24 protein-coding genes, 2 tRNA genes and 1 pseudogene are annotated in these 22,347 nt (G+C 70.1%); 15 read left to right on the forward strand and 12 right to left on the reverse strand.

What is annotated here, in order from left to right; genetic code table 11:
• Positions 1-57: 57 nt before the first annotated feature.
• Entirely contained in the window at positions 58-1,056 is a 999-nt protein-coding gene (locus tag ACTJJ4_RS02740) for a hypothetical protein (RefSeq protein WP_440941908.1), read from the forward strand.
• Positions 1,057-1,095: 39 nt separating this feature from the next.
• Here ACTJJ4_RS02740 and ACTJJ4_RS02745 read toward each other — a convergent pair.
• Positions 1,096-1,168, reverse strand: a tRNA-Arg gene (locus ACTJJ4_RS02745).
• Between the two features lie 46 nt (positions 1,169-1,214).
• Between ACTJJ4_RS02745 and orn the strand changes: the two genes are divergently transcribed.
• From orn to ACTJJ4_RS02765, 4 genes and pseudogenes are all read left to right on the forward strand, one after another.
• Positions 1,215-1,841 (forward strand): oligoribonuclease, encoded by a 627-nt coding sequence (orn, locus tag ACTJJ4_RS02750; protein WP_292703239.1) that lies wholly within the window; start codon positions 1,215-1,217, stop codon positions 1,839-1,841.
• 36 nt (positions 1,842-1,877) lie between these two features.
• Positions 1,878-1,950 (forward strand) — tRNA-His (locus tag ACTJJ4_RS02755).
• Between the two features lie 79 nt (positions 1,951-2,029).
• Positions 2,030-2,722, forward strand: coding sequence for a response regulator transcription factor (locus ACTJJ4_RS02760; RefSeq protein WP_440941909.1), 693 nt, complete (start codon positions 2,030-2,032; stop codon positions 2,720-2,722).
• Positions 2,723-2,970: 248 nt separating this feature from the next.
• Positions 2,971-4,008, forward strand: a pseudogene (locus tag ACTJJ4_RS02765) (sensor histidine kinase); the annotation flags it as partial.
• Here ACTJJ4_RS02765 and ACTJJ4_RS02770 read toward each other — a convergent pair.
• Genes ACTJJ4_RS02770 through ACTJJ4_RS02780 form a run of 3 tightly spaced genes read right to left on the reverse strand, consistent with a single transcriptional unit; the run spans position 3,948 to position 6,853 of the window.
• Positions 3,948-4,550 carry a GtrA family protein gene (locus ACTJJ4_RS02770; protein ID WP_440941910.1) on the reverse strand — a complete coding sequence of 201 codons (603 nt, stop codon included), beginning with the start codon at positions 4,548-4,550 and terminating at the stop codon, positions 3,948-3,950. The pseudogene ACTJJ4_RS02765 and the gene ACTJJ4_RS02770 overlap by 61 nt on opposite strands.
• Entirely contained in the window at positions 4,543-5,307 is a 765-nt protein-coding gene (locus ACTJJ4_RS02775; RefSeq protein WP_440941911.1) for a polyprenol monophosphomannose synthase, read from the reverse strand. Before ACTJJ4_RS02775 ends, ACTJJ4_RS02770 begins: the two co-directional genes overlap by 8 nt.
• Positions 5,300-6,853 carry a glycosyltransferase family 39 protein gene (locus ACTJJ4_RS02780; RefSeq protein ID WP_440941912.1) on the reverse strand — a complete coding sequence of 518 codons (1,554 nt, stop codon included), beginning with the start codon at positions 6,851-6,853 and terminating at the stop codon, positions 5,300-5,302. Before ACTJJ4_RS02780 ends, ACTJJ4_RS02775 begins: the two co-directional genes overlap by 8 nt.
• A 109-nt stretch (positions 6,854-6,962) precedes the next feature.
• On the opposite strand from ACTJJ4_RS02780, the gene ACTJJ4_RS02785 reads away from it, so the two are divergent.
• Genes ACTJJ4_RS02785 through ACTJJ4_RS02795 form a run of 3 tightly spaced genes read left to right on the forward strand, consistent with a single transcriptional unit; the run spans position 6,963 to position 8,061 of the window.
• Positions 6,963-7,307: a metallopeptidase family protein gene (locus ACTJJ4_RS02785; RefSeq protein ID WP_440941913.1), complete on the forward strand. Its 345-nt coding sequence runs from the start codon at positions 6,963-6,965 to the stop codon at positions 7,305-7,307.
• Positions 7,304-7,594: an ATP-dependent Clp protease adapter ClpS gene (gene clpS / locus ACTJJ4_RS02790; RefSeq protein ID WP_292703626.1), complete on the forward strand. Its 291-nt coding sequence runs from the start codon at positions 7,304-7,306 to the stop codon at positions 7,592-7,594. Before ACTJJ4_RS02785 ends, clpS begins: the two co-directional genes overlap by 4 nt.
• Complete coding sequence (locus ACTJJ4_RS02795) at positions 7,591-8,061, forward strand: DUF2017 family protein (RefSeq protein WP_440941914.1); 471 nt, start codon at positions 7,591-7,593, stop codon at positions 8,059-8,061. Before clpS ends, ACTJJ4_RS02795 begins: the two co-directional genes overlap by 4 nt.
• A 10-nt stretch (positions 8,062-8,071) precedes the next feature.
• Here the strand turns inward: ACTJJ4_RS02795 and ACTJJ4_RS02800 are convergent, their stop codons facing one another.
• The 3 genes from ACTJJ4_RS02800 to dinB are packed head-to-tail and all read right to left on the reverse strand — an operon-like array spanning position 8,072 to position 10,249.
• Entirely contained in the window at positions 8,072-8,653 is a 582-nt protein-coding gene (locus ACTJJ4_RS02800) for a hypothetical protein (protein ID WP_440941915.1), read from the reverse strand.
• Complete coding sequence (locus ACTJJ4_RS02805) at positions 8,637-8,954, reverse strand: hypothetical protein (RefSeq protein ID WP_292703323.1); 318 nt, start codon at positions 8,952-8,954, stop codon at positions 8,637-8,639. Before ACTJJ4_RS02805 ends, ACTJJ4_RS02800 begins: the two co-directional genes overlap by 17 nt.
• 38 nt (positions 8,955-8,992) lie before the next feature.
• Positions 8,993-10,249 carry a DNA polymerase IV gene (gene dinB, locus ACTJJ4_RS02810; RefSeq protein ID WP_440941916.1) on the reverse strand — a complete coding sequence of 419 codons (1,257 nt, stop codon included), beginning with the start codon at positions 10,247-10,249 and terminating at the stop codon, positions 8,993-8,995.
• A gap of 127 nt (positions 10,250-10,376) precedes the next feature.
• Between dinB and ACTJJ4_RS02815 the strand changes: the two genes are divergently transcribed.
• Together ACTJJ4_RS02815 and ACTJJ4_RS02820 are read left to right on the forward strand one after the other, a co-directional pair.
• Positions 10,377-10,751 carry an SPW repeat protein gene (locus ACTJJ4_RS02815; RefSeq protein ID WP_440941917.1) on the forward strand — a complete coding sequence of 125 codons (375 nt, stop codon included), beginning with the start codon at positions 10,377-10,379 and terminating at the stop codon, positions 10,749-10,751.
• 78 nt (positions 10,752-10,829) lie between these two features.
• Complete coding sequence (locus ACTJJ4_RS02820) at positions 10,830-11,426, forward strand: TetR/AcrR family transcriptional regulator (protein WP_440941918.1); 597 nt, start codon at positions 10,830-10,832, stop codon at positions 11,424-11,426.
• Positions 11,427-11,442: 16 nt separating this feature from the next.
• Here the strand turns inward: ACTJJ4_RS02820 and gatB are convergent, their stop codons facing one another.
• From gatB to ACTJJ4_RS02845, 5 genes are read right to left on the reverse strand one after another with little or no spacing between them, the layout of a single operon-like run.
• Positions 11,443-12,957: an Asp-tRNA(Asn)/Glu-tRNA(Gln) amidotransferase subunit GatB gene (gene gatB, locus ACTJJ4_RS02825; RefSeq protein ID WP_440941919.1), complete on the reverse strand. Its 1,515-nt coding sequence runs from the start codon at positions 12,955-12,957 to the stop codon at positions 11,443-11,445.
• Complete coding sequence (gene gatA, locus ACTJJ4_RS02830) at positions 12,957-14,471, reverse strand: Asp-tRNA(Asn)/Glu-tRNA(Gln) amidotransferase subunit GatA (protein WP_440941920.1); 1,515 nt, start codon at positions 14,469-14,471, stop codon at positions 12,957-12,959. Before gatA ends, gatB begins: the two co-directional genes overlap by 1 nt.
• Positions 14,468-14,767 (reverse strand): Asp-tRNA(Asn)/Glu-tRNA(Gln) amidotransferase subunit GatC, encoded by a 300-nt coding sequence (gatC, locus tag ACTJJ4_RS02835; RefSeq protein WP_285632389.1) that lies wholly within the window; start codon positions 14,765-14,767, stop codon positions 14,468-14,470. The genes gatA and gatC overlap by 4 nt, the downstream gene beginning before the upstream one ends.
• A gap of 40 nt (positions 14,768-14,807) precedes the next feature.
• A complete protein-coding gene (locus ACTJJ4_RS02840) occupies positions 14,808-15,593 on the reverse strand; it encodes a PDC sensor domain-containing protein (RefSeq protein WP_440941921.1) in 786 nt (261 codons plus the stop codon).
• Positions 15,594-15,608: 15 nt separating this feature from the next.
• Positions 15,609-16,376, reverse strand: a complete 768-nt coding sequence (locus ACTJJ4_RS02845) for a FadR/GntR family transcriptional regulator (RefSeq protein ID WP_440941922.1) — start codon at positions 16,374-16,376, stop codon at positions 15,609-15,611.
• Positions 16,377-16,488: 112 nt separating this feature from the next.
• Here ACTJJ4_RS02845 and ACTJJ4_RS02850 point away from each other — a divergent pair, with 112 nt between their 5' ends.
• The 5 genes from ACTJJ4_RS02850 (at position 16,489) to ACTJJ4_RS02870 (ending at position 22,338) form a co-directional block, all read left to right on the forward strand.
• A complete protein-coding gene (locus tag ACTJJ4_RS02850; protein ID WP_440941923.1) occupies positions 16,489-17,571 on the forward strand; it encodes an ABC transporter ATP-binding protein in 1,083 nt (360 codons plus the stop codon).
• 37 nt (positions 17,572-17,608) lie between these two features.
• A complete protein-coding gene (locus tag ACTJJ4_RS02855) occupies positions 17,609-18,778 on the forward strand; it encodes an ABC transporter substrate-binding protein (protein WP_440941924.1) in 1,170 nt (389 codons plus the stop codon).
• Between the two features lie 80 nt (positions 18,779-18,858).
• Complete coding sequence (locus tag ACTJJ4_RS02860; protein WP_440941925.1) at positions 18,859-19,779, forward strand: ABC transporter permease; 921 nt, start codon at positions 18,859-18,861, stop codon at positions 19,777-19,779.
• An 8-nt stretch (positions 19,780-19,787) separates the two neighbouring features.
• Positions 19,788-20,588, forward strand: a complete 801-nt coding sequence (locus ACTJJ4_RS02865) for an ABC transporter permease (RefSeq protein WP_440941926.1) — start codon at positions 19,788-19,790, stop codon at positions 20,586-20,588.
• A gap of 49 nt (positions 20,589-20,637) precedes the next feature.
• Positions 20,638-22,338 (forward strand): long-chain-fatty-acid--CoA ligase, encoded by a 1,701-nt coding sequence (locus tag ACTJJ4_RS02870; protein WP_440941927.1) that lies wholly within the window; start codon positions 20,638-20,640, stop codon positions 22,336-22,338.
• Positions 22,339-22,347 lie beyond the last annotated feature (9 nt).

Here is a 22,347-nt window from a genome sequence, read left to right on the forward strand (position 1 = left end):
GGATGCCGACGGCACGGCGCACGGGATGCCGAGGGACGCCCACCGGATAATGGGCGCATGCCCGCGCCGATCGACCAGCTGCCTGACTTCCGGCCGACCGTCCTTCCCGTCCCGCCCGGCGGGATGAACCCCGTGCAGCGGGCGCTCGACGATCAGGGGGTCCCCTGGCGGACATCCACGCGGGACCTCGTCGCCCGGTTCGGTTCGTCGCCGCATCCGTCCTACGACTGGGATGTGATCTCGGTGGCGGGAGCGGGCGCCGGGCTCGAGGGCATGATCTTCCCGATCGCCGCGAACGCCTTCCGCACCTCGAGCACGCAGCCGCCGGACCTCTTCTTCACCTGCGTCTGGGTGTCGGATGACCCTCTCGAGAACATCCGGATCGCCGCGGAGTCCTTCTGCACGCTGCTCGGGCCCGCGGAGATCGGTCGCAAGGCCAACACCGTCGGCTGCGCCTGGACCGCGGGGCCGGCAGGCATCACGCTCACGGTCTGGCCGCCGTCACTCCAGTCGTTCGTCTCCAGGAATCGCGCGCACGAGCGGGACCCGCGCCTGGTGACCGCCTGCCGAGTGGCGTTCTCACCCGGCTACCGGCGGGCGGCGTCCGAGCGGGAGGCGCGCTGGATCGACACCGCCTCCGTCGTGCTGCACCTTCCGGGCAGCGGAGGGAGGGCGGCCGCGGCGCGGCTCGCGACAGCGCGTCCGCTGCCCACCACGGTCGAGTTCGCCCGCGACCCGGTTCCGCGCTGCGCGGAGCTGCAGGGAACCGTGAGCCTGTCCCAGGACGGTGCCGCGCTGATCGTCTGCGATCGGGAGCTGCTCGTCATCCCCCTGGAACGGGTGCTCGCCGTGGTTGTGCGGAAGCTCAGCCCGGCGAAGGGCCCCGGCGGCTCCTGGCTGGAGCTGGTGTGCCAGGATCCGGCATCCGCCGGCGGCGAGACCGCGATCCGGCTCGCGTCCGGCCGGCGGCCCGACGAGCTGGATGCCGCCGCGCATCGTCTGGGAGAGCGGATCGCGCGTCGCGTCCGGATCGAACCGGCTCAGCCCGACGTCTGAGCGTCACCGTCCCGGCGTCCGGCGGACGATGCCGTGTCGTGCCCCCTGCTGGATTCGAACCAGCGACCGACAGATTAGAAGGCTGTTGCTCTATCCACTGAGCTAAGGAGGCGAGATCCCCCAGATTACCGTGTCGGACCCGTCGATAAGATCGAGGCATGGTTTCTGCGTCTGAGAACGATCGGCTCGTCTGGATCGACTGCGAGATGACGGGCCTCGACCTCGCGGTCGACGAGCTGGTCGAGATCGCCGTCGTCATCACCGACTTCGAGCTGCGCCCGCTCGATCCCGGATTCCAGATCGTGATCAAGCCGGACGACGCGGCGCTGGCGAACATGAACGAGTTCGTCACGAACATGCACCGCACCTCCGGGCTGATCGAGGAGATCCCCGGCGGCGTGTCGCTGGCCGAGGCCGAGGAGCGGACGCTCGAGTACATCAAGCGGTTCGTCCCCCTGGAGCGCAAGGCACCGCTCGCCGGCAACACGATCGGCACCGACCGGATGTTCCTCGCCAAGTACATGCCGCAGATCGACCAGTACCTGCACTATCGCAACGTCGACGTGTCCAGCGTCAAGGAACTGTCCCGCCGGTGGTACCCGCGCGTGTTCTTCCAGGCGCCTGAGAAGAACGGCGGGCACCGCGCTCTGGCCGACATCCTGGAGTCGATCCGCGAGCTGCAGTACTACCGCGAAGCGGTCTTCGTCGCCGAGCCCGGACCCAGTTCGGACGAGGCGCGCGAGATCTCCACGGCCGTCGTGTCAAAGTTCGCCCCGAACATGTAATAGACTCGTGGAGTTGCCTGCTCCGGCGGGCACATGGTGGCTATAGCTCAGTTGGTAGAGCACCGCGTTGTGGTCGCGGGGGTCGCGGGTTCAAGCCCCGTTAGCCACCCAGAGGAAGAGCCCCGGCGTCATGACGCCGGGGCTCTTCGCATCCCGGGAAGCGGCGCCCCCGCACCTAGAATCCGTATGTGGTCACCCGGGTTCTGGTCGTGGACGACGAGCCGCAGCTCGCCGATCTCATCGCGCGCCATCTGCGGCGCGAGGGCTATGAGGTCACCGCCGTTGGTGACGGCATCGCGGCGCTGCTCGCCGGCGGACAGGACGAGTTCCAGCTCGCCGTCGTGGACGTGAACCTTCCCGGGATGAACGGCTTCGAACTGGCTTCGCGGCTGCGCGATCGCGACGAGCGGATCGGCATCCTGCTGCTCACCGCGCGCGATGCTCTCGGAGATCGGGTGCGCGGTCTGGATGCCGGGGCGGACGACTACCTGATCAAGCCGTTCGAGTTCGCGGAACTGTTCGCCCGGTTGCGTGCTCTGCGACGTCGCGACCACCTGGAGAGCCATCGCCTCGAGGTCGGCGACATCACCGTCGCCGTCGACCGCGCGGCCGCGCAGGTGGACGGAGCCGACGTCCCTCTCAGCCGCCGCGAGTTCGACCTGCTGCGAGCCTTCCTGGAGCGGCCGGACGACACGCTGAGCCGCGAGTGGATCCTGTCCGAGATCTGGGGGTCGCCGCACTTCGCCTCCAACGTCGTCGACCAGTACGTCGGCTACATCCGGCGCAAGCTCGCGGATGCGGGTTCCGGCGTGCGCATCGAGACCGTGCGCGGCGTCGGCTTCCGACTGATCTCCGCACCGGAGCCCGAGGCGGCCGGATGAGACGCACGCTGTCGATCCGCGCCCGGATCATCATCGGCTCCACCGCCGTGGTGGTGCTGCTGGTGCTGGCCGCGTGCATCGCGGTCTACGCGCAGATCTCCTCGATCGCCGTGTCGCGCGAGAAGGCTGTGCTGCACAACATCGCCGAGGTCTATCGCGGCATCATCGTCGAGGATCCGTCCGAGCCGTTCGAGAAGCCCGGCATCGACCAGCACGTGGCCATCATCGCCCCGGACGGGACCGAGAAGATGAACACGCTGCCCAAGGCCCTCCGGACCCGGATCGACGAGCTCACCGTCCCCGGCCCCACGCTGCGCGAGGTGCATCACGGCGAGACCTACTACGTGTACGTCGACGCCGTCGAGACGCCGCAGGGCACCTGGACGGTGCTGGTGACCCGCGACAGCGACATCGCCGCGGGAATCGTGTCGGGTGTCGTCGCCCTGCTGTGGGTCCTGGTGATCGGCAGCGCCGTGATCTTCGCCGCGGGCGCGTGGGTGATCGCCACGGCCGCGCTCCGTCCGGTGGAGCGTCTCAGGCGCAGCGCGGAGCGCCTCGCCCTGCGACGCAGCGAGAAGGAGCTGCTGCCCGTCGGCAGCGCCGGCGACGAGATCGACTCGCTCGCCCGCACCCTCAACCAGCTGATCGAGGACGTCCGGGCCGCCAGCGCGCGGGAGCAGCAGATGGTGGCGGACGCGAGTCATGAGCTGCGCAATCCGCTCGCCGTGCTGCGCGCGCAGCTCGAGCTCGTCGACGGTGCCGACCCGGATGCCGATCGCACCCTGCTGGCCGAGTCCCGCGCCACCCTCAACCGGCTCATCCGGCTCGCGCAGAGCATGCTGGAACTGTCGCGGATCGAAGCCGGCGCGGCCTCGGGCGACAGCACGCTCCGCGAACTCGCCGAGGAGATCACGGAACGCGTCGACGACGTGCGCTGGCGACTCGCCGAGCCGGCCTCCGATCTGCGCGGCTCCGTCGACCTCGACCTCGACCTCTCCGCGCCTGAGGCGCGAGCTCGGCTCGACCGGGCGGATGCCGCGCGGGTGGTCGACAACCTGATCGACAACGCGCTGCGCGCGTCGAAGGGCGACCCGGTGCACGTGGCGGTCACGCTGCGTCAGAACGCCGCGGACATCGAGCTGATCGTGGCCGACGACGGACCCGGCTTCGATCCGTCGGTCGCCGACCGGGCGTTCGAGCGCTTCACGCGCAGCGACTCCTCCGCCTACGCGGGCGGCGGGCTGGGCCTGGCGATCGTCGCACGCGTGGCGGAGCTGGCAGGCGGCTCGGCGTCCATCTCCTCGGATCGCATCGCGGGGGCCGAGGTCGGCATCCGCATCCCGCTCATCTCCGACTCCCCGGACGGCTCCGGTGACGGCAGACGCCGGTCTCCGAACACCCACCAGCGGTAGGCGCAGAAGCGCACGGCGGAGCCGAGGAGCAGCCCGACCACGTTCGCCGAGACGTTGTCGTCGAGCGCGCTGGTGAGGCCGAGCACGTCGCGCGACACCACCAGGCACAGCAGCGACACGCCCCCGCCGATCAGGCTCGCGACGAGGAACTCCACGGCCTCGCGCCCGGTGTCCGCGCGGCGGTGCTCGCGGAAGGTCCAGGACCGGTTGCCGATCCAGTTGACGGCGATCGCCAGCACGGTCGAGATCGCCTTGGCCGCGACCGGCCACCACGCCCACCCGAACGGGGTGTGGGCGCGCAGCACGTTGAACACCGCGATGTCGACGATGAAGCCCATGCCGCCCACGACGCCGAAGCGCACCACCTGGGTGAGCAGGGCTCCCGCGCGGCCGTCCGTCATCGCCCGCTCAGACATGGGCGTGCTCCCGCGGCGCCTGCACCACCGCCCGGTCGGAGTGCGGGTGCAGCCGGCGGGCGATGCCCCATGCCGTCACCTGTCGCAGCGCCTCGACGACGATGCGACCCGACATCTTGGACTCGCCGCCGCCGCGCACGTCGAAGGTGATCGGCACCTCGACGATGCGACCGCCGACGGCGACGGCGCGGTCGAGCATCTCGATCTGGAAGCAGTATCCACGGCTGCCGATGCCGGCGCGGACGATGCGGTCCAGGGCATCCGCGCGGAACACGCGGTACCCGCCGGTGATGTCGCGCTGCGGCAGGCGCAGCATGATCCCCGCATACCGGCTGCCGGCGCGTGAGAGGAGGAGGCGCCGCCAGGCCCATCCCGGTGCCGATCCCCCGGCGACCCACCGCGAGCCGATCACGAGGTCGGCGTCCTCGGACGCCGCCAGCAGCGCGGGCAGGTCCTCCGGCCGGTGCGACCCGTCGGCGTCGCTCTGCACCACGCGGTCGTACCCGTGGCGGAGCGCCCAGCTGAAGCCCGCGAGGTAGGCGGGGCCGAGGCCCTGCTTGACCGTGCGGTGCAGCACGTGCACAGCGGGATCGGCGTAGGAGATGGCGTCAGCGAGCGCTCCGGTGCCGTCCGGCGAGGAGTCGTCGACGATCAGCAGGTCGGCCTCGGGCACCGCCGCGCGGATGCGGGAGATCATCCCGGGAAGCGTCTCGGACTCGTTGTAGGTCGGCAGGATGACGACGGTCGTCTCAGGCATGATGGGCTCCCTTGGTGAACTCGTAGACGGTGGTGCGGTGCACGTGCTGCTGTGCCGTGAGCGTGTAGCCGGCGCGACGCAGCGCGGACAGGTCGGCGGAGGCGGTCCGGGCGCCCTTCGCCTCCAGCAGCCAGACGGTGCTCTCCTGCAGCTCCGGTGCCGTCGCCGAGACGGAGGCGAGCTCGTCCCAGAGCCCGGCGCGGGTGTCGTACGAGGCGAGCAGCTGCGGGTCCTGCAGGCCGGCGAAGTCCTCCGGATAGAGCCGGAAGGCCAGCCTCGACGTGCGGGAGGGTCGCGGACCTTCGCCGAACAGCACCGCATCCCCGAGGTGCGCTCGCTGCCCGACGACCTGGGCGGCGAATCGGAAGTCGGCTCCGCCGTCCTTCGCATACGGCGTGCGCTGATGCAGGTACTGCGGCACCGTGACGCCCAGCACCACGGCTGCCAGCACGACGGCCGCGACCGGCGCCAGACCCGGCATCCGGCGTCCGACCACGGACAGGATGCCGATCAGCCCCCGCGCGGCGAGCAGGGCGACCGCGCCCAGGCTGATCGCGAGGTAGCGCGGGTTGTACGTGGGGGCGACGATGACGTCGACGGCGATGAGCACCGCGGCCGGCGCGAGAAGCCAGGTCAGAGCGAGACGCGCGCTCGTGCGCTCGGCGGGCCGGCGCAGGGCGAACGCGACGCCGAGGGCGATCAGGACCCACATGACGGCGGCGACCGCGCCGTGCGTGAACCAGGGCGTGACGAGCACGCCCTTCGGCGACAGATAGCCGCGGTGGGCCAGGAAGCTCACCTGATTGCGCTGAAACGCCGCCAGCGTGATGATCGGCAGCGCCGCGATGAGCGTCGCCGCGGCCGCCGCCGTCAGGTCGCCGCGGAGTCCGCGCACGCCGCGTCGCAGCAGGGCGCCGCGGTGCGGGACGAGGAACGTCACCGCACAGAGCGCGAGCGGCACCAGCAGCAGGTAGAGGAAGAACCAGGAGCACAGGCCGGCCAGCACCCCGAACAGCACCCAGCGGCGCCTCGGAGCGCCCTGCCGCAGCAGATGCGAGAACAGCACGGTCAGCCAGACGACGGCCGCTGCGGTGATGGCGTACCCGCGCGTCTCGATGGCCAGCGCGCTGGCGCGCGGAATGACCGCCACCAGTGCGCCCGCGATGATCGCGGTGCGCCGGTCGAACCACATCCGGCCGAGCGTGAACACGCCCACGGCCAGTGCGCCGACAGCGATCGCGCTGAGCGCCCTGGTCGCCCACTCCCCCGTGCCGAACGCCCACATCCAGACGTGCAGCAGCATGTAGTAGAGGCCGTGCACGGCATCCACCGCGCTCAGCTCCTGCAGCAGGCTGGGCAGCGACCGCTGGCCGGACATGACGCTCGCGGCCTCGTCGCCCCAATAGGACGGGATGCCCGCGCCGATGTAGTCGACGAGAGCGACGGCGACCCCGATGCCCGCGGGCAGCGCCGCGGCCCGCAGCACCGGCCGGTGCCGCTCGCGACGCTGCTCGTCCTGGACGAGCTCTCTCTCCGTGATGACCATGAGACGAGCCAATCGCCGGCCGATCCGCGCATCCTATGAAATCCGGCCTCCCGGCATGAGAGTTCTCACACGAACGACCGGTGAGCCTGGGCCTGGATAGCATCGAGGTATGGAGATGGATGCCGAGGAGTTCGAGCGGCTCGTGGTCGACGAACTCGATCTGCTCCCCGACGACATGGTCGACGGCCTCGAGAACGTGGTGTTCGTGGTCGAGGACGCCGCGGAGGACGGCGAGGAGCTGTTCGGCCTGTACGAGGGCTTCGCCCTGACCGAACGCGGGCAGTACGGCATGGGCGAACTCCCCGACCGGATCATCGTGTACCGCGAGCCGCATCTGGCCGAGTGCGACGACGAGGAGCAGCTGCGCGACGAGATCCACACGACCCTCGTGCACGAGATCGCGCACTTCTTCGGCATCGACGACGAGCAGCTCCATGAACTGGGGTGGGCATGAGCGGGCCGGCATCCGTCCCGGTGATGGACGAGCAGCTGACAGCCGCACCGCTGGTGCCCTGGCAGCTGGTGGTGTGGGACGACCCCGTGAACCTGATGAGCTACGTCGCCCGCATCTTCCGCACCTACTTCGGCTACCCGCAGGAGAAGGCCAACCGGCTCATGCTGGCGGTGCACAACGACGGGCACGCGGTCGTCGCGACCGGTCCGCGCGAGACCATGGAGGTGCACGCCCAGGCGATGCACGGCTTCGGGCTGTGGGCGACGGTGCGGGAGGCGGGCGAATGACCGGTGGCGCGCTGTCCGTCCCGTTCGCGAGCATCGAGGGTCGTCACCTCATCGCTCTCCTCGACGACTTCGTCGCGCTGCTGGATGCACCGCGCGAGACTCCGGACGAGGCGCTGGAGCGTCTCGCGCCCGACGCCTACCCCGACGACCCGGCGGCGGCCGAGGAGTACCGGCGCGGCACGCGCGACGACCTCGTCGGCCAGCGGATCTCGGACGCGCGGACCGTCCGGACGGCCTTGGAGCGGTTCGAGACGGATGCCGGCGCCGACATCGTCGAGGTCCCCCGCGCGGACCTGGACGGCTGGCTGCGGACGCTCTCGGCGATGCGACTCGTCCTCGCCTCGCGCCTGGGCATCGACCGCGACGACCGACATGATCCCGACGATCCCCGCTACGGCACGTACGACTGGCTGGGCTACCGGTTGGAGCTGCTCGTCCAGCTCGCCGACCGCCTGGACGAGGAGTGAGCCGGCACCACTACGGCGTGCGGATGCTGATCCCGGCGAGGCTCTGCGGATCGTGGGCGGCCATGTGCGCGTCCTCCTGTGCCGCCCACATGTCCCAGAACGGCCGGAACCCGTCTCCGTCCCGCTCCAGCGCCCTGGTGCGCCGGGACGCGTGGGGACCGTCGACCCACACCGTCACGTCCGCCAGACGAGCGGATGCCGGCGTCAGTGCGCCGCACCCCTCCAGCACCAGTCCCAGCGCCGGATCGACCGCATGCGCCTCGGCCGTCTGCTCGCGCTCCCAGTCCCAGCGGTGCCAGGTCCCCAGCAGCCCGCGGCCGTGCGGCACGAGCACCGACTCCCGGGCGATCTCCGCGCCCTCCTCGAGCCCGGTCCATCCGGGGTAGATGGAATCCAGCGCGATCAGCTGAGCCGGAGTGCGCAGAGGCCACGCGCGCATCACCCGCGCGGCAAGGCTGCTCTTGCCCGCACCGCTGCGTCCGTCGATCACCACCACGGGGTTGGACGCCTGAACGGCGAGGATCGCGTCGCGGATGCGCGCGGTCGCCGCGGTCAGCGCGGCATCGAGCGGATCGTCACTTCTTGAGTGCACGGATCACACGGCTGAGAGCGCGGCCGACCACCCACACGAAGGGCACGGCGACGGCCAGCAGCGAGACGATGTTCGGCTCGAACCGCAGCCCCTCCTCGCGGCGGACGTACACGCCGAGCGGGACGGCGATGCCGCCACCGGTTCCGCCCTCACCCTGTTCCACGCCACCGCCGGCGAAGCCCGTGATCGTCAGCGCAACTGGCGTGACGCTCACGCCGTCGATCTCGAGGGACTCACCATAGGCACCCTTCACTCCGAAGGATGCGGCCTGCTCGCCCAGCTTCAGTGCAATGTTCGGCATCCTCCCACGCTAGCCGACGCGCAGGACTGTCGCGACGCTCACTCCCGGCCGAACGGCCTCGGCTGCTCGCCCGCGGACCGATCGCCGGATCGGCCGACATGCCTGGCCCGGGTGATCATGCCGACGCCGAACCGCGCCCTGGCGTCGTCGAGCGTCCCCTCCAGCCGGCGCTGGTCCTCGTCGTCGTCCCAGAGCGCGAGCGCGCCGCCCGACGCCTCCCGGAGCTTCTCGGCCCGCACCCCCACCAGACGCACGGGATCACGCCTCGCGATCTGGTCGAACAGCGCGACGGCAATCTCCCCGATCCGCTGGCCGACCTCGGTCGGCTCGGGCAGCGACACGGTGCGGCTGAGGGTGGAGAAGTCGGCGAAGCGGATCTTGATCGCGACGGCGCCCGCCTGCCAGCCGCTCGAGCGCAGGCGAGCACCGACCCGGTCGGCCAGGCGCAGCAGCTCGGAGCGCAGCAGTTCGGCATCCGCGATGTCGTGCTCGAACGTCTCCTCGTGTCCGACGCTCTTCTCCACGCGCTCGGTCTGCACCGCGCGGGCGTCCTCGCCGCGCGCGAGCTGCTGCATCCGCTGCGCCAGCGCGGGACCCACGGCGCGGGACAGCGCGTCGAGCGGCGTCTCGCGCACATCGCGGATGAGGCGGATGCCGCGTCGCTCCAGCGCCTCGGCGGCCTTCGGACCCACACCCCACATCGCGCCGACCGGCCGCGGATCGAGGAACTCCTGGGTGCGCGCGGCCGGCACGATGAGCATCCCGTCCGGCTTGGAGATGGTGGACGCCATCTTCGCGACGTGCTTCGTCGCGGCCACACCCACGCTGCAGGTGATGCCCACCTCCTCCTGCACGCGCCGACGCAGCAGCACCGCGATCCGCCCCGGGCTGCCCCACAGTCGCCGGACGCCGCGCACGTCGAGGAACGCCTCGTCGATCGAGAGCTGCTCCACCAGCGGGGTGACGCTGTGGAACACGTCCATCACCGCGGAGGAGACGGCCCGGTACTTCGTGAAGTCGGGTGGGACCACACGCGCCTGAGGGCACAGACGCAGCGCCTGCGACACCGGCATCGCGCTGCGGACGCCGAAGCGTCGCGCCTCGTACGACGCGCTCGACACCACCGAGCGGCCGTCCGGCGCCCCGATGATCAGGGGCAGTCCGCGCAGGGACGGGTCGTACAGGATCTCGACCGAGGCGTAGAACGCGTCCATGTCGACGTGCAGGATGCCGGTCCCGGCATCGTCCGCTCCCTCCGGCGAGACGAGCCGTCCCGATCCGTCTCCACGTCCCATCCCTCCATTCTCCCGGAGGCCGCCGACACCGGATGCACGAAACTTGACCGTTCGGTCAAAACCGGGCGTACACTGGGCCTCGACCCCCGATTCGGGAGCCATTCTTTCTGCAAGGAGGATGAGTTCAATGAAGAGGTGGACACGCTGGCAGGACTGGGTGGCCGTCGCCGCCGGACTGTACGCCGTCCTGGCGACCATGTGGACGACTCCGCGCACAGGCGCGTCGGTCTCCATGATGGTCGTGCTGGGCATCCTGATGATCGCGGCCGCGGTGTGGAGCCTGGCGGCGCCGGGACTCGTGTCGATGGAGTGGATCCTCGCCGCGATCGGTGCGCTGCTGTTCCTCTCGCCGTGGTTCGGCTCCTTCGCCGGAAGCGCCGGTCCCGCATGGACCGCGTGGATCTGCGGTGGTGTCGGAGTGGTCGCAGGGCTCTGGGCGCTCGTACCCGCTGAGAAGGCGCATCATGCGAGTCCCGGCGGACATCGGGCAGCGCACGCCTGACCTGCAGCGCACGACAGAGATCGGGGCGACGGGCGACCGCCGCCCCGCATCACGACACGAGGATGCCGGGAGGGCGAGATGACCGAGGACGCCGATCCGGTGCGCACCCGCAGCCGCATCCTGGATGCGGCGGAGGCGCTCTTCGCCCGTCACGGCTTCGACGGGACCTCCACGGCACGCCTCGCGGATGCCGCGGGAGTGCCCAAGGGCCTGCTGTTCTACTACTTCCGCACCAAGCCGGAGATTCTCAGCGCGCTGCTCGAGGAGCGGCTCGATCCCGCGGCGCTCGACCCTGCAGCCCTGGCGGTGCCGGGGGATCCGGTGCAGACGCTGGTCAACGTGGGCGAGCGCGTGCTCGGCGACCGCGACGCATCCGGCGTGCTTCGGGAGGTGATCTGGCACGAGGCGCACACCCGTCCGGAGGTGCGCGCCGTGCTCACCCGCTACCGCCATGCCCTGCACGAGACGATCGAGCACGCGCTGGGAGCCAGCCTGACCGCCGCAGTGGACACGCGCGCGCTGCGCGCCGCGGCGTCGGCGTGGGCGGCGACCATCACCGCCCGCCCGCTGGAGGCGGCCTCCTCGGACCGCGAGCATCTGCACGAGGCCGCCAGCCTCCGCGCCGTCGCGCGACTGCTGAGCGCCGGGCTGCTGTCCAGCGCTCACGCGATCTGAACAGCAGCCCGGACGGTCACTGCTGGGCGGCGCGCTCCAGGATCAGCTCCCGCACGCGGGCGGCGTCGGCCTGGCCCTTCATGGCCTTCATCACCGCACCGATGATCGCGCCGGCGGCCTGCACCTTGCCGTCCTTGATCTTCGCCATCACGTCCGGCTGAGCGGCAAGCGCCTCGTCGATGGCGGCGATCAGGGCGCCGTCGTCGGAGACCACGGCCAGGCCGCGGGCATCCACGACCTGCTGCGGGGTGCCCTCACCGGCGATGACGCCCTCGAGCACCTGGCGCGCCAGCTTGTCCGTCAGGGTTCCCGCGTCGACGAGCTTCTGCAGTGCGGCGACGTTCTCCGGGCTGACCAGCTCGGACGCGTCCTGCTCGGCGGCGTTCGCAAGACGCGTGATCTCGCCCGTCCACCACTTGCGGGCGGATGCCGGCGTCGCCCCGGCCGCGATGGTCGCCTCGACGACCTCGACGAGTCCGCCGTTGCGCACGTCCTGGAACTCCAGGTCGGTGAAGCCCCATTCGGCCTTCAGCCTGCGGCGACGCGCGACGGGCTGCTCGGGCAGTGCGGCGCGCAGCTCCTCCACCAGCTCGCGCGAGGGCTGCACGGGAAGCAGGTCGGGCTCCGGGAAGTAGCGGTAGTCATCGGCATCCGACTTCGGACGACCCGGCGAGGTCGTGCCGGTGTCCTCATGCCAGTGCCGCGTCTCCTGCGTGATCGATCCGCCGTCGGCGAGGATCGCCGCCTGGCGCTGGATCTCGTAGCGCACCGCGCGCTCGACCGAGCGCATGGAGTTGACGTTCTTGGTCTCGGTGCGGGTGCCGAGCTTCTCCTGGCCGCGCGGGCGGAGCGAGACGTTGGCGTCGCAGCGCAGGTTGCCGCGCTCCAGCCGTGCCTCGGAGATGCCCAGGCCGCGGACGATGTCGCGGATGGCCGAGATGTACGCCTTGGCGTACTCCGGCGCGCGGTGCTCCGCGCCGAAGATCGGCTTCGTGACGATCTCCACCAGCGGCACGCCCGCACGGTTGTAGTCCACCAGCGAGTACTCGGCACCCTGGATGCGACCCGTGGAGCCCATGTGGGTGAGCTTTCCGGCGTCCTCCTCCATGTGCGCGCGCTCGACCGGGATGGTCACCAGGGTGCCGTCCTCCAGCTCGACCTCGACCGAGCCCTCGAAGGCGATCGGCTCGTCGTACTGCGAGATCTGGTAGTTCTTGCCGAGGTCCGGGTAGAAGTAGTTCTTCCGGGCGAAGCGGCTGGACTCGGCGATCGAGCAGCCCAGCGCGAGACCCAGGCTGATCGACGAGCGCACGGCGGTGGCGTTGACCACCGGCAGCGAGCCGGGAAGGCCCAGGTCCACCGGCGCGATGAGGGTGTTCGGCTCGGCGCCGTGGAACTCCTCGTTGGCGGGGTTCGGCGCAGCGGAGAACATCTTCGTGCGCGTGTTCAGCTCGACGTGCACCTCGAAGCCGAGCACCGGCTCGAACAGTTCGAGAGCCTTGTCGAAGTCCATCAGCTTGACGGCGGCCATCAGCGTGCTCCTCCCAGGACGGGTGCCTTCTCCAGCAGCGGTGCGCCCCAGGCATCCACCAGCGCGGCCTCGAGCGCCGCGCCGACGCGGTACAGCCTGGCGTCCTCCCGGGCGGGAGCGAGGAACTGGATGCCGACGGGCAGTCCGTCCTCGGCGGCCAGACCGGACGGGATCGAGATGCCGGGGACACCGGCGAGGTTCGCCGGGATCGTGGTCAGGTCGTTCAGGTACATCTGCAGCGGGTCGTCGATCTTCTCGCCGAGCTTGAACGCGGTGGTCGGAGCCGTGGGCGTGGCGATGACGTCGACCTGCGCGAACGCCTGGTCGAAGTCGCGCTGGATCAGCGTGCGGACCTTCTGCGCGCTGCCGTAGTACGCGTCGTAGTAGCCGGCCGAGAGCGCGTAGGTGCCGAGGATGATGCGGCGCTTCACCTCGGGACCGAAACCGGCCTCGCGGGTGGCGGACATCACGTCCTCGACCGTCGCGCCGCCCTCGGGGGTGACGCGCAGGCCGAAGCGCACGGAGTCGAACTTGGCCAGGTTGCTGGATGCCTCCGCGGGCAGGATCAGGTAGTACGCCGCCACGCCGTACTCGAAGTGCGGGGCGGAGATCTCCACGATCTCGGCGCCCTGCGCCTCCATCAGGGCGAGCGACTCACGGAAGGACGCCGCGACGCCCGACTGGAAGCCGGAGTCGGGCAGCTCCTTGATCACGCCCACCTTCAGCCCCTTGAGGACCTCGCCGTTCGCGCCCTCGCGGGCCGCGGCGGCGAACGAGGGCCACTCGTCGCGCAGGGAGGTGGAGTCGTTCGCGTCGTAGCCGCCGATCACGTCGTGCAGCAGACCCGCGTCGAGCACCGTGCGGGTGACGGGCCCGACCTGGTCCAGGCTGGAGGCCAGAGCGATCGAACCGTAACGGCTCACACCGCCGTAGGTGGGCTTGGTGCCGACCGTGCCGGTCACGTGGGCGGGCTGACGGATCGAGCCGCCGGTGTCGGAGCCGAGCGCCAGCGGAGCCTCGAACGCCGCCACGGCGGCGGCCGAGCCACCGCCGGAGCCGCCGGGGATGCGGTTCAGGTCCCACGGGTTGCGGGTGGGGCCGAACGCGGAGTGCTCGGTGGAGGACCCCATGGCGAACTCGTCCATGTTGGTCTTGCCGAGCGGGACCAGGCCGGCGGCGCGGGCGCGCGCGACGACCGTGGCGTCGAACGGCGACATGTACCCCTCGAGGATCTTCGATCCGCTGGTGGAGGGCATGTCCGTGGTGACCAGCACGTCCTTGACGGCCAGCGGGACGCCGGCGATCGGGCCGAGCTGCTCGCCGGCGGCGCGGCGCGCGTCGATCTCGCCGGCAGCGGCCAGCGCGTTCTCGTTGACGTGCAGGAAGGCGCGCACGTCGGATTCGACGGCGGCGATGCGGTCCAGGTGCGCCTGGGTGGCCTCGACGCTGGAGATCTCGCGCGCGGCGAGCTTCTCGCCGAGCTCTGCCGCGGTCAGGCGGATGATGTCGCTCACTGCTCTTCTCCCAGGATCGCGGTCACGCGGAATCGTCCGTCGGCGGAATCCGGGGCGTTCTGCAGCACCTGCTCGTGCGTGAGCGTCTGACCGACCTCGTCGGGACGGAAGACGTTGCTCATCGCGATCGGGTGGCTGGTGGCGACGACGTCGGGGGTCGCCACCTCGGACACCTTCGCGATGTTGTCGACGATGGCGTCGAGCTGACCGGTCAGCTGGGTCACCTCGTCGTCGGAGAGCTGGATGCGCGCGAGCACGCCGAGATGGCGCACAAGATCAGGGGTGATTTCAGACACGCCCCCAGTCTACGAGAGCGGCCATGCCGCGCCGAACGGCTCAGCGCTGCTGGACGAGGATCAGCTCGGTGTCCCCGCAGCTGATCGCGGTGGTGCCGCCGACGGTGCTCGTGCGACCGCCGTCGTGGATCGCCGCGAGGGCGTCGTGCACCTCCGCATCCCGGAGCAGCGACCCCGTGACCCGCCTGGTCTCGCTCGAGACGACCACGCGTCCCTGCGCATTGACGATCGTCGCGGTGCCCTCGGCGTCTCGCAGCGACGGCAGCAGGATGGGCTCGATGCGGGACACGTGCACGTCCACGCCCACCACGCCGACCATCCGCGCGGCATGCACGACAGGCACGGTGACGGTGATCGTGTAGTCGTCGGTGCAGAGGTAGTCGACGTAGGGCCCGGTGACGTGCCGCTCGCCGGTGCGCTCGGGCACGCGCCACCACTCCAGCATCCGGTAGTCGCGGAACTCGTCCGACTCCGGGTCCTCGACGGCCTCGAGACGCCGGATGCCGCCGCGGTCGCCGCGGTCGAGACCGCGGATCTCGCGCAGCCACCAGGCGAGATGCCAGGGGGCGTCGGCCAGCACGCCCGGCGTCGCGACGAAGCCGGCCCCCGTGATCAGACCTTGCGGCGCCGAGAGCGCGGGCGAGGCGAGCTCGTGCATCAGCGGATCGAGGACGGATGCCGTGAGAGGCCGCCCGGACGCGGCGAAGGTCTCGAACAGGGTCGTGATCTCGCCGCGCCACAGCTCGACGAGGTCGAAGACCGGGAGGAAGACCTCCTGGACGTGTGCAGCCGTGCGCTGCCCGTGATCGGCGACTCTGCCGTTCATGCTCGTTCCTTCCGGTCAGGACGCGGATGCGCCCGACTCCAGTTCCAGTCGTGTCTTCTCGTCGAGCAGCCATTCGACCGCTCCGGTGATGCGCTGCAGCGTCACGCTCCGTGCGCGCTCGGGATCCGCGGCGGCCAGGGCGTCGATCACGGCAGCGCGCGCAGCAGTGCTGCGGGTGCGGACGTGCTCGTCGCGCAGGCACAGCCAGAGCAGGGAGCCGATCTCGGCCTGCAGCCTCAGCTCCTCGCGCACCAGGCGGGGCGACTGACTGAGCGCCGCCACCTCGAGCTGAAACCGCGCGACGGCGCGTCTCGCACCGGTGCCGGTGGTGGCATCCGCCTGCTCCTCCAACTCTCGAAGACCGGCCACGTCATCCTCGCTCGCCCGGTCGGCAGCGATCTCCGCCGCCATGCCCGCGATCGCGGAGTACTGCACCGCGGCGTCGCGAAGGTCGAGTCTGCTGAGCCCGTGGATGCGAGCGTCCACGAACCGGCGCGCGGTCTCCGGGTCGAACGTGACGAAGCTGCCGCCGTCCCTGCCGCGACGCGTGTCGATCAGGCCGGCGTCCCGGAGGGACTCCAGCGCCTCGCGCACCGTGACGACGGCTACCCCGAGTCTGCGGCCCAGCTCCGATTCGCTGGGCAGCCGCTCCCCGTCGTGCAGCACGCCGCCGGTGATCGCGTTCTGCAGACGCTGCAGCACCAGTTCCGCCCTGCCCACGTCGGAGAGCGGCGCGAACACGACGGATCTCGCGGGATCGACGCCTGCCGTCAGCTGGGTCACGGGTGCTCCTCTCTCCTGAGAGATGACCGTAACACGCCGGAGGTGACAAACATCTGCTCTCATATGATTTAATACATCTACTTGCAGAGGATTTGGCATCGAAGGAGATGTGATGACTGACAAGAACGTCGCGATCAGGCTCACCGGCCTCACGCGCGCATTCGGCAGCGTGACGGCTGTCGACGGCGTCGACCTCGAGATCGCGGAGGGCGAGTTCTTCTCGATGCTCGGCCCATCCGGATCGGGCAAGACCACAGTGCTCCGGCTCATCGCCGGCTTCGAGCAGCCCACCTCCGGCACCGTGTCCCTGTTCGGAGAGGACGTCACCTCCACTCCCCCGTTCGACCGCGACGTCAACACGGTGTTCCAGGACTACGCCCTGTTCCCGCACATGACGGTGCTCGACAACGTCGCGTACGGACTCCGCGTCCGCGGCGTCGGCCGGCGCGAGCGGCGCGAGCGCGCCAGGGCGGCGCTCGCCAGCGTCCGCCTCGACCACGTCGCGGACCGCAAGCCCACCCAGCTCTCCGGCGGGCAGCGTCAGCGGGTGGCGCTGGCACGCGCCACCGTCGTCGAGCCCAAGGTCCTGCTGCTGGACGAGCCGCTCGGCGCGCTGGACATGAAGCTGCGCGAACAGATGCAGGTGGAGCTCAAGCAGATCCAGCGCGATCTCGGGATCACCTTCATCTTCGTGACCCACGACCAGGAGGAGGCGCTGACGCTCTCCGACCGGATCGCCGTGTTCAACGCCGGGCGGATCGAGCAGCTGGGCACGCCCTTCGAACTGTACGAGAAGCCCTCCTCCCGCTTCGTCGCCGACTTCGTCGGGACCTCGAACCTCTTCGACGTCGAGACCAGCCGCGAGGTGCTCGGGCGCCCCGGCCACCACTCGCTCCGGCCGGAGAAGCTCGTCGTCGGTGCGGCCGCCTCCACCGAGCCGGGCACGCGCAGCGTCACCGGGTCGGTCGTGGAGGCCATCTACCTCGGCTCCGGCGTCCGCCTCGTGATCGACCTCGACAGCGGCACGCGCATCACCGCGCTGCAGCAGAACACCGGCGGCCGCGTGCACGAGAGCCACGGCGACAGGGTGCACGTCTCCTGGCGCGAGGCCGACGTCGTCGTGCTCGACGACGCACCCATCGGCGAGCAGAACGACACCCCGTCCCGCACCATCCGTGCCGTCGGCGCCCGCTGACGCACATCCCCATCCGCAGCGAACGAAGGAGTATCACATGCGAAAGAACACACGCACCGCGATCGCGGTCACCGGACTCGCGACCGTCATCGCGGCGGCCCTCACGGGTTGCGGCACGGCCGGCGGATCCGGCGGCGGCGACGCCGGTCCCGCCACGAAGCTGGGCAAGACCGAGGGCCAGGTCTCGATCCTCGCCTGGCCGGGCTATGTGGAGGACGGGTCCAACGATCCGAAGGTCGACTGGGTGTCGGCCTTCGAGAAGTCGTCCGGCTGCAAGGTCGAGGCAAAGACGTTCGGCACCTCGGACGAGGCGCTCAACCTCATGAAGACCGGCGACTACGACGTCGTCTCGGCATCCGGCGACGCGTCGCTGCGCCTGATCGCCTCGGGCGACGTGGTGGAGGTCAACACCGATCTGCTGAAGAACTACGACGGGATCTTCGACTTCCTGAAGGACCGCGACTGGAACACGGTCGACGGCAAGCACTACGGCGTGCCGCACGGGTACGGCGCGAACCTGCTGATGTACGACACCAAGACGTTCCCGACCGCGCCGGACTCCTGGGACGTCGTCTTCGACAAGGCATCCGACAACGCCGGCAAGGTGACCGCCTACGACTCCCCTATCTACATCGCCGATGCCGCGATGTACCTCATGGCGACCAAGCCGGAGCTGAAGATCGAGAACCCGTACGCGCTGGATCAGAAGCAGTTCGACGCGGCCGTGTCCCTGCTGAAGGAGCAGCGGCCGAACATCAGCGAGTACTGGGGCGACTACCTCAAGGAGGTGCAGTCGTTCCAGTCCGGCGACAGCGTGGTCGGCACCACGTGGCAGGTGATCCAGAACACCCTGGCAGGAGAGGGCGCGACCACCGACGTCACGCTTCCGAAGGAGGGCGCCACCGGCTGGAGCGACACCTGGATGATCTCCTCCAAGTCGAAGAACCCGAACTGCGCCTACGCGTGGCTGGACTACATCTCCAGCCCTGAGGCCAATGCGCAGGCGACCGCGTACTTCGGAGAGGCGCCGTCCAGCCAGAAGGCCTGCGACTACCGGGACGACTGCGAGTCGTACCACGCCGGAGACGCCGACTACGCCAGCAAGATCTGGTACTGGACCACGCCGATCGCCAAGTGCCTCGACGGCCGCACCGATGTGAAGTGCATCGACTACGCCGGGTGGACCACCGCCGGGAAGCAGGTATGAGGTGGGTGGACCCGGTGCGGCCGGGCGAAGCTCCGGGCGACCGGAGCCACCGCCCCGCCACCCGCTCCGAGAGGACGATGATGACCCTGCTCGCTCCGACGGCGCCCCGCACGCCGATCCCCGTCCCGCCGCGCACCGCTGCGCGCCGCGGATCCGCCTACCTGTCCACGCACCCTCGGACCCGCCTCGCACTGCTCCTGTCGGCGCCGCTGTTCTGGCTCGGCGCGGTCTACGTGGTCGCGCTCGCGCTGCTGCTGGTCACCGCGTTCTGGACGACCGACACGTACACCGGCGAGATCCGCACCGAGTTCACCCTCGACAACGTGATCACGGTCCTCACCGACGGCTTCTACCAGGGCATCACGCTCCGCACCGTCGGGGTGGCCCTCGCGGTCACGGCGATCGACGTGCTCCTGGCCGTGCCCATCGCCTACTTCATGGCGATGGTCGCATCGCCCGCCATGCAGCGCGCGCTGGTCGTCCTGGTGCTCACGCCGCTGTGGGCGTCCTACCTGGTCAAGGCCTTCGCCTGGCGCTCGGTGCTCTCCAACGACGGCATCCTGGAGTGGCTGCTCCGTCCGCTCGGCGGGCACACGCCCGGCTACGGCATCCCCGCGACCATCATCACGCTCGCGTACCTCTGGCTGCCGTACGTCATCCTGCCCGTGTACGCCGGGCTCGAGCGCGTGCCGAACTCGCTGCTCGAGGCGTCGGGCGACCTGGGCGGCCGCAGCTGGACCACACTGCGCCTGGTGGTGCTCCCGCTGGCCTGGCCGGCGATCATCGCCGGCACGATCTTCAGCTTCTCGCTCTCCCTGGGCGACTACATCACCGTCGGCATCGTCGGCGGCGGCAGCCAGATGCTCGGCACGCTCGTCTACCAGGACATCGGCGCGGCGAACAACCTTCCCCTGGCGTCCGCCATCGCGCTGATCCCGATCATCATCATCTTCGGCTACCTGTTCCTCGTGCGTCGCACCGGCGCCCTGGACAACCTGTAGGAGGCGACGTGCGCATCTCGCTCGGAACCCGCATCACCCTCGGCGTCATCGCCGCGGTCGTGCTCGTGATCATGTACGTGCCGCTGCTGGTCGTGCTGCTCAACTCGTTCTCGACCTCGGCCTCGCTCTCCTGGCCTCCGCCCGGGTTCACCCTCGAGTGGTGGGGCAGGGTGTTCATCAGCGAGGGTGCGATGGCGGCCGTCGGGACCAGCGCGCTGGTCGCCGTCATCTCGGCCGTGCTCTCCCTCGTGCTCGGCACCCTGCTCTCCTTCGCCCTGCAGCGGTTCAGCTTCTTCGGCCGCAGCACGGTGAACCTGCTGGTCATCCTGCCGATCGCCCTGCCCGGGATCATCACGGGCATCGCCCTGAACAACCTGTTCCGCACCATCATGGGCGTCCCGCTGTCGATCTGGACGGTGATCATCGCGCACACCACGTTCTGCATCGTGACCGTGTTCAACAACGCGATCGCCCGGATGCGGCAGATGGGCACCAACCTGGAGGAGGCCTCGGCCGACCTCGGGGCGGGCATCTGGACCACCTTCCGGCTCGTCACGTTCCCGCAGCTGCGGTCGGCGCTGCTCGCCGGCGGCCTGCTCGCCTTCGCGCTCTCCTTCGACGAGATCGTGGTGACGACGTTCACCGCGGGCTCGGGAATCAAGACGCTGCCGATGTTCATCATCGACAACGTCTCACGCCCGAACCAGGCTCCCATCGTCTCGGTGATCGCCGTGGTGCTGGTGCTGGTCTCCATCCTTCCGATCGCGATGGCGCAGAAGCTGTCGGGCAGCGAGCAGCAGCGTCGCTGATCCGGTCCGCGTGGCAGGCGTCGTCACCCGCCCGGCATAAGCTGGGCGGGTGACGACGTTCGTTCCTCCCCGCCCCTGGACCGCCAGCTACGCCGAAGGCGTCCCCGAGGATCTCGCGCCGGTGACCGGCTCGCTGATCGACATCGTCGAGGCCTCGGTGCGGGATTACCCGGATGCCCCGGCGCTGCAGTTCTTCGGTGCGGAGACCACCTACCGGCAGATGCAGGACGCCATCGACCGCGCGGCGAACGGGCTGCGCGAACTGGGCGTGAAGGCGGGCGATCCCGTCGCGATCGTGCTGCCGAACTCGCCCCAGCACATCATCGCGTTCTACGCGGTGCTGCGCCTCGGAGCCGTGGTCGTCGAGCACAACCCGCTGTACACGCCGCGCGAGCTGCGCAAGCAGTTCGAGGATCACGGCGCGAAGCACGCGATCGTGTGGAGCAAGGTCGTCCAGACGGTGCAGGAGTTCCCCTCGGATCTCGCCGTCGACAGCCTGATCTCGGTCGACGTCACCCGGGCGATGCCCTTCATGACGAGGATGCTGCTGAAGCTGCCGATCGCGAAGGCACGCGAGTCTCGCGAGGCGCTCACGTCCAAGGTGCGCGGCGCGATCTCATGGGACGCGATCGTGGCATCCGCTCCCCTGCCGTCCACGCACCCGCGCCCGCAGACCGACGATCTGGCGATCATCCAGTACACGTCCGGCACCACCGGCACGCCCAAGGGCGCCTCGCTCACGCACCGCAACCTGCTGGCCAACGCGGCTCAGGCGCGCGCGTGGGTGCCGTCCATCACACGAGGGAACGGCTGCGTGGTCTATGCGGTGCTGCCGATGTTCCACGCCTATGGACTCACGCTCTGCCTGACGTTCGCGATGTCCATGGGCGCCCGGCTGGTGCTGTTCCCCAAGTTCGACCCGGATCTGGTGCTCGAGGTCACCAGGAAGCACCCGGCCACGTTCCTTCCCCTCGTGCCGCCGATCGCCGAGCGCCTGCTGCGCGCCGCGAACGAGAAGGGCGTCTCGCTGAAGGGCACCGAGGTGGCGATCTCCGGCGCGATGGCGCTGGCGCACGACCTGGTCGTGCCGTTCGAGAAGGCCTCGGGCGGGTTCCTCGTGGAGGGCTACGGTCTCAGCGAGTGCTCCCCCGTCCTGATGGCCAACCCCGTGGCGGAGAACCGCGTGGCAGGCACCGTGGGTCTGCCGCTCCCCGGCACCGAGTGCCGCGTGGTCGACCCGGAGAACCCCACGCAGGACGTCCCCGCCGGTTCCGCCGGCGAACTCATCGTCCGCGGCCCGCAGGTGTTCTCCGGCTACTACGGCAAGCCCGAGGAGACCGAGGCGGTCTTCGTCGACGGCTGGTTCCGCACCGGCGACATCGTCACGATCGACGAGGGCGGCTTCGTCCGGATCGTCGACCGCATCAAGGAGCTCATCATCACCGGCGGCTTCAACGTCGCCCCGACCGAGGTCGAAGGCGCCCTGCGCCAGCATCCGGACGTCGTGGACGCAGCCGTCGTCGGGCTTCCCAGCGAGCACTCCGGCGAGGAGGTCGTCGCCGCGATCGTCGTGGACGGCGACAAGGACGTGGACGTCGAGGCGATCCGCGAGTTCGCCCGCGGGATCCTCACGCCCTACAAGGTCCCGCGCCGCATCTTCGTGGTCGACGAGCTGCCCAAGTCGCTGATCGGCAAGGTGCTGCGGCGCCAGGTGAAGGAGAAGCTGGTCTCCCTGACCTCCGGCTCCTGAACCTCTTCC

The organism is Microbacterium sp. 22195 (assembly GCF_052056515.1).
Lineage (GTDB): Bacteria > Actinomycetota > Actinomycetes > Actinomycetales > Microbacteriaceae > Microbacterium.